Raw genomic sequence first — 6,990 nt, 5'->3', positions numbered from 1 at the left:
AATGCCAAAGTAAAGGCTTTTAGATCACAATTTAGGGGAGTCAGGAATACGGAATACTTCTTATATCGCTTGATTAAATTATATTCTTAAAATGGTAAAAACCCAACTTTTGGACTTGATCCCGCAATTCAGAGGCGTTAGAAATACAGAATTCTTCCTGTTTAGGTTAACTCAATTATTTGCATAAATATCCAAATACCCAGAAATTGTACTTGATCCCAGAACACTTTTGACAACACGGAAATACGGTGGATAATAAAAACAAAAAAACGCCCATTCTTACGAAGGGCGTTCCTTATAATATATTATAAAACCTATAGGGCAGCTACTTGTTTCGTCAACTTGCTCTTTAAGTTTGCAGCTTTGTTGGAATGGATAATATTGCGCTTGGCCAATCTATCGATCATACTTACAACACTTGGCAACAAGGTTTCAGCAGCTTTCTTATCCTCCTCGGTACGCAATCTTCTGATAGCGTTACGGGTTGTTTTGTGCTGGTACCTATTACGTAATCTTACCGCTTCGTTCCTTCTAATCCTCTTTAATGCTGACTTATGATTTGCCATTTTCTATTTAATTAATTTTTTTTTATTGGGTTACACCCCTAAATACAATGTGTAGTCCGTAGGGGAATCGAACCCCTGTTACCAGGATGAAAACCTGGCGTCCTAACCCCTAGACGAACGGACCATTTTTGGTTTCAAGTACGGACACAATTTATCAATTGCCATCAGTACCCCAAAATTTCAAAACAACCTTAGTAGTCCGTAGGGGAATCGAACCCCTGTTACCAGGATGAAAACCTGGCGTCCTAACCCCTAGACGAACGGACCATCAAATCGCATAATTGCGGATGCAAAAATACAATTATTTTTTACTATCGCAAGACCTAAATAATTTTTTTTAAAATCTTTTAATACGCCTTGGCAAAAAGCACTCTTTTGGAGGAAGGTTTTCCCGTAACCATGCAGACTCCAGCTTCCTCCTTGGCATCTATGGGAATACAGCGAATAGTAGCTTTTGTTTCCTCTTTCACCAATTCTTCCGTTTCCGGGGTCCCATCCCAATGTGCCGACAAAAATCCCCCCTTACTTTCCAAAACTTCCTTAAATTCTTCATAGGAATTTACCTCGGTGATGTGTGATTTTCTATGCTCCAAGGCCTTATTATGGATATTTGTCTGAATATCTTCCATCAAAAACTCAATTTTAGCCACTACCTCATCGCCCTTAACGGTTTCCTTTTCAAAAGTATCCCTTCGCGCCACTTCATAAGTACCATTATCCATATCCCTCTGCCCAATCGCCAACCGAACGGGCACCCCTTTCAATTCGTACTCATTGAACTTAAATCCCGGTTTATGGGTATCTCGGTTGTCATATTTTACAGAGATTCCTTTGGATCTCAATTCCTTTACCAAAGGAGCCACTCTTTCGGAAATAGCATCCAATTGATCCTCTCCTTTATATATAGGCACAATTACTACTTGTATGGGAGCTAATTTAGGTGGCAGCACCAATCCATTATCATCGCTATGGGTCATGATCAATGCCCCCATCAAGCGTGTGGAAACCCCCCAGGAGGTTGCCCATACATACTCCTGCACCCCTTCCTTGGTCGCAAATTTCACATCAAAAGCTTTTGCGAAATTTTGTCCCAAAAAATGCGAAGTACCAGCCTGCAAGGCCTTACCATCCTGCATTAAGGCCTCTATACAATAGGTCTCCAATGCCCCGGCAAACCGCTCACTGGCCGTTTTGGTTCCTTTTATAACCGGTACCGCCATGTACTCTTCCACAAATTCCGCATATATGTTCATCATCAGCTCCGCTTCGGCAATGGCCTCTTTTTCGGTTGCATGGGCCGTATGCCCTTCCTGCCATAAAAATTCCGCCGTTCTCAAAAAAAGTCTGGTTCGCATTTCCCATCGCACCACATTGGCCCATTGATTGATCAAGAGTGGTAAATCGCGATACGATTGAATCCATCTTCTATAGGTATCCCATATAATTGTCTCCGATGTAGGCCTAACAATAAGTTCTTCCTCCAACTTGGCTTCCGGGTCCACAATAATACCACTACCGTCCTCGGCATTTTTTAGCCTGTAGTGGGTCACTACAGCACATTCTTTTGCAAAACCTTCCACATGACTGGCTTCTTTGCTCAAATAGGACTTAGGTATGAACAATGGAAAATAAGCATTCTCATGTCCGGTTTCCTTGAACATAATATCCAATTGGGCCTGCATTTTTTCCCAAATGGCATAGCCATAAGGCTTTATGACCATACAACCCCTAACCCCCGAATTTTCAGCTAAATCCGCTTTTACAACAAGTTCATTATACCATTTGGAATAATCCTCTGCTCTTTTCGTTAAATTTTTACCCATACCAGTAAGTTTGGCACAAAACTTGCGACCTTATAATTAAATGAAATAGTTCGGCAAAACTAACTATTTTTACAATGTTCAACAATTAAATTTACAGCGATGATACATTCTCTGCCCCACCGAAGAATACATATAGCAGCAACTTTTGTAGTCCTTAGCATAGTATTGGCATCTTGCGGGTCTTACCAGCAAGCCTCTTATTATGATAATGATGGCATCTATTCCAATAGAACTGAGCAAGTTCGGGTAACCGAACAACGACCAAGAACCCAACAGCCTGCTCCAAAACAAAATACCTATGGTGATTATTTTGGACAAAAGGCCGATGAATACGGTGAAATTTTGGACAGTGAGGTATTCACCGATATTGATGGTTATTACAGTGATATGGAATCCGACAGCATCAGCTACAACCAAGATCTAAGCTATAACGCCCCCAACAACGACTATAATGGTTATGGATCATGGGGGGACAACGCCACCGATGTGAATATCAACATTTATGATAATTGGGGTTGGGGCGGTTCTCCATTTGTCTGGGGATACGGTGGTTTTTATGGCGGCTACTACGGAGGTTATTACGGGTATTACAACCCCTGGAGATGGAATCGCTACGGTTATGGATATGGCTGGAACAACTGGGGCTGGGGAGGCTACGGATGGGGCGGTTATTACAGCCCTTATTACTATTCTCCTTATAGACATTACCCATATTACTATTCCCGTAGTAGGTTTGGAAATAACTACTATAACAGAAATTATGCCTATAGCGCCAGCAGGAGAGGGATTTACAATTCCAATTCCAACCTGAGAAGCACTGCTCTAAGCGGAAGATCAAATATAAGCACTGCCAACCGTACAAGCAGCAGCCGATATAGAAGTACTACTTCGCGTAGTAATATCAATCGAAATGGTACCACATCCCGCAGTAACGTAGGGGTAGATGCCTTGGACAGAAACCGCACTTACCGTACCAGCAGAAGTACAAGAGCGGTACCCAATTACAACAGCAGCTCTAGAAGCAATCGGACATATAGTAGGAGTAATTCATCGGGCGGAACTTATAAAGGTACCGCTCCAAGAACTTCTACCTATAGAAGATCCACTAGCCCTACGAGATCGTCCAGTGGAACTTATAGAAGCTCAACACCTACAAGGTCTTCAAGCGGAACCTACAGAAGTAGCTCCAGCAGCACTCCATCCAGGTCGTCCAGTAGTACCTATAGAAGTTCCAGCAGCTCCAGTAGGTCCAGTGGAAGCGTGAGAAGCTCTAGCAGTTCTTCTTCAAGATCGTCGTCATCCAGTAGTAGAAGTAGCGGAAGACGTAACTAAAAAACATGGTCCCATATTTCAATAAAAACTTTCTAAATTAAATAAAATGAAAAGGAATTACACTTTCATTCTACTATTGGTATGTGCATTCGCCAGTGCTCAGAACATCAATGATGTTTTAAGGCTAAACGGAGAGGGTTCCTATGGAACAGCACGTTTTCAAGGATTAAACGGTGCCTTTGGGGCCTTGGGAGGGGATTTATCTTCCTTAAACGTAAATCCGGCGGGTTCCGCTGTTTTTAATAACAGCTTATTATCCTTAACGGGATCAAATTACAATACCAAAAATGATGCACATTATTTCAACGGTAGCACCAGCACCAACTTAAATTCTTTGGATCTTAATCAAATTGGAGGTGTTTTTGTGTTTAAAAGCACCAGCACCAGTTCTCCCTGGAAAAAACTTGCATTGGCATTTAACTATGACCTGATCAAAAATTTTGACGATGACCTTTTTGTTTCCGGCAATAGCAATCAAGGTATAGATAATTACTTTTTAAATATGGCCGACGGAGTGCCTTTTGGACCACTCTTGATACAGGACGACGAGTTTATAGAAGAAGCCTATCTGGATATAGGAGCTACTTTGGGATTTGTGGACCAACAGGCGTTTTTGGGATATTACAGCGGGATACTGGACCCTGTAGACTTTTCGGACGACAATAATACCGCTTATATCTCCAACGCCAAATACAGCACCATTGACCAAGATTACTCTCAGAGTACTACAGGATACAATAGCAAGTTTACCGCCAACCTGGCCTCACAATACGGAGACAATTTGTATCTAGGGGCTTCTCTTAACGTTCACAGTGTATTCCTGGACAAGCTCACCCAATTGTCCGAAAGAGGCTTTGATGCCGATTCGGAAATTCAGAATATAACCTTCGATAACTTTTTGAGGACCCAGGGAACTGGTTTTTCCCTTAGTTTGGGGGCCATTGGGAAATTAAATGAAAATTTCAGAATCGGTGGTAGTTACCAAACCCCAACCTGGTACAATTTATCGGATGAAACTTCCCAAAAAATATATTCGGATCTGGCGGCAAGTGATATTTCATATATCAATTTTAATATCGTTAATATTTATGAAGATTACACCATTAAAATACCCGGGAAATTAACAGGTAGTTTAGCTATGATATTTGGTCAGGATGGCCTTATAAGTTTCGACTATAGTTATCAAGACATGTCAAAAGCAGAGTTAAGACCTGGTTCCGACCCTAGTTTTGCCTCGGAAAATGATTATATCTCGGATAAGTTAAGTACTGTTTCCACCTTTAGAGTGGGTGGGGAGTACCGTATTGAGGCCCTAAGTCTAAGGGCGGGATATAGATTTGAGCAAAGTCCGTACGCCAACGGGGGAACCATAGGGGATTTAAATGGCTATTCAGGGGGTATTGGATATAATTTTGGAGGAAGTAGGTTAGACCTATCCTACAACTATTCCACACAGGACATAAATAAACAATTGTTTGATGTAGGCCTACCAACACCGGCCAGCATAACCAATAAAAACTCCGTAATAAGTTTAGGTTACACCCTAAATTTCTAATAAATACCATATTTAAAAACAAAAAAGACGGGTAAAACCCGTCTTTTTTGTTTTTAGTACAAATTGTAATTATCGCTTTAACGTAAAGTGGGTCCTAACGGAACGCGCTACAATGATTCCGCCTTCGTCCCGTGAATAATCCATCCTAAACCAATAATCCGATGAAGGCATTGGCCTTCCATTAAAAGTGCCGTCCCAACCTATTGTGGTTTCATCAATCTGTTTAAGCAATTTACCATAACGATCAAATATATATACCACCGGATCTATCAAGGTGGAGATTCCATATACATTCCATCTATCATGGATACCATCGGCATTGGGTGTAAAGAATTTGGGGTAACCCACCACCAAGAATTCTTGTGGCTCCGAAGTACCGCAGCCATTTTTATCATTTATAATCACCGTGTTAACCCCCGGTGGCACATTATTAAAAACAGGATCATCCTGAAACTCACCACCGTTAATGGCATATTCGTAATTACCGTCCGGGTTGGCCACTACTATTTCTACAATATTATTATCAGAAAGGTCGTCCCTAACGATTACTTCCTGTAAAACTGGGGTTCCAAAAAAGGTGATCAGTATATCATCACCTACATCATTTCCAAAACTGTTGGTTAGTTCAACAAAATAGCGTCCAGAATTGGGGCTGCTCACCACCAATTCGGCATTGGAAGGCCCGGATCCCGGCAAGGTGGCATCAATAACGCCATCGTCCTCATAATCTACAGTCCATACCACACTTGTAATATCAGGTCCAAAAGGAGAATTAAGTGCAGATAGGGTGATGTCCGGATCATCCTCACAGGCAATTATATCCAATCCCAAAAATTCGTCTCGTAAGGTACAATCCAACGCATTATCTTGATCGGCATCAACCGAACTACCTGTAAAAGTCAATGAAAATTGCTCAGCATCATCATCGAAATTGGTGTTGAAATTATTAATGAAAATATAGTAGATTTCTCCTGGGAGTACATTTAACCATTCGTCATATGTGTTTTGGCTTTGCTTTAAAAAAGGAGCACCCACATCCCCATTCTCCGGATTGATACCTATTCCCGTGAAACGCGTATTATTGGCTTCATAATTACAACGGATAGGTTCTGATCCACTTCCTATAATCGAACAGAAATTCTGTCCACTGGTCTGATCATAAGGACCATAAACCGCAAAGTCCCACTCCGCTGTTATTGTAGTACCCGTTACCGGCAAAGCCTCTATGTCAAAACCTAGCTGACCGCCTGTACCTGCTCTAAAAACGAACCAAGAGGTGTTGTTTTCGATATTCGCAGAACTTACACTTCCTTTCTCCAAACAACCACTTTGCTGAATTACCTCAGGATCAAAGTCGTCTATATCACCACCGCCATCAACAATTGGCATAATTGGCTGGCCATCTGCACAAACAGGAATGGCACTCCTACAATCAGGTGAATTTTGCGCAACTATATTACTAACAAACAGTAACATAACACATATAGAACAGATAAGTGTCCGCATAGAAATTGGGGCTAAATACATACTTAAATCAAGTATAATAACTCTTATGAAAATGATTTAGTATATAAGAGGTATATTTTATCACAAAAACTTAGACCTCTCCATACTTATTCCCAGGTGCCTTGGGCAATGACCACTACCCTTGATTTGTATACAATTGGTTTATTTAATTGCGCCTATAATGCCTACTGGGAATATCAGGATAGAA

At 41.3% G+C, this 6,990-nt stretch carries 5 protein-coding genes and 2 tRNA genes; 2 read left to right on the top strand and 5 right to left on the bottom strand.

Annotation, left to right across the window (positions count from 1 at the left end; genetic code table 11):
• Window positions 1-314: 314 nt before the first annotated feature.
• The 4 genes from rpsT to proS all read right to left on the bottom strand — a co-directional run bounded on the left by rpsT (window position 315) and on the right by proS (window position 2,389).
• A complete protein-coding gene (gene rpsT / locus QSE00_RS23000) occupies window positions 315-566 on the bottom strand; it encodes a 30S ribosomal protein S20 (RefSeq protein ID WP_031442787.1) in 252 nt (83 codons plus the stop codon).
• Between the two features lie 52 nt (window positions 567-618).
• Window positions 619-690 (bottom strand) — tRNA-Glu (locus QSE00_RS22995).
• A gap of 71 nt (window positions 691-761) precedes the next feature.
• A tRNA-Glu gene (locus QSE00_RS22990) sits at window positions 762-833 on the bottom strand.
• An 80-nt stretch (window positions 834-913) separates the two neighbouring features.
• The gene (gene proS / locus QSE00_RS22985; protein WP_110355745.1) at window positions 914-2,389 is read right to left on the bottom strand and encodes a proline--tRNA ligase; all 1,476 of its coding nucleotides are present in this window, start codon (window positions 2,387-2,389) and stop codon (window positions 914-916) included.
• Window positions 2,390-2,488: 99 nt separating this feature from the next.
• Here proS and QSE00_RS22980 point away from each other — a divergent pair, with 99 nt between their 5' ends.
• Window positions 2,489-3,721: a hypothetical protein gene (locus QSE00_RS22980; protein ID WP_286107674.1), complete on the top strand. Its 1,233-nt coding sequence runs from the start codon at window positions 2,489-2,491 to the stop codon at window positions 3,719-3,721.
• Window positions 3,722-3,767: 46 nt separating this feature from the next.
• Window positions 3,768-5,276, top strand: coding sequence for an OmpP1/FadL family transporter (locus QSE00_RS22975; protein ID WP_286107673.1), 1,509 nt, complete (start codon window positions 3,768-3,770; stop codon window positions 5,274-5,276).
• Window positions 5,277-5,345: 69 nt separating this feature from the next.
• Here QSE00_RS22975 and QSE00_RS22970 read toward each other — a convergent pair whose 3' ends face one another.
• Window positions 5,346-6,752, bottom strand: a complete 1,407-nt coding sequence (locus QSE00_RS22970; RefSeq protein WP_286107672.1) for a T9SS type B sorting domain-containing protein — start codon at window positions 6,750-6,752, stop codon at window positions 5,346-5,348.
• Window positions 6,753-6,990 lie beyond the last annotated feature (238 nt).

This window comes from Arenibacter flavimaris, from assembly GCF_030291335.1.
GTDB lineage: Bacteria > Bacteroidota > Bacteroidia > Flavobacteriales > Flavobacteriaceae > Arenibacter.
This window is presented reverse-complemented; position numbering and strand designations above follow the sequence as displayed.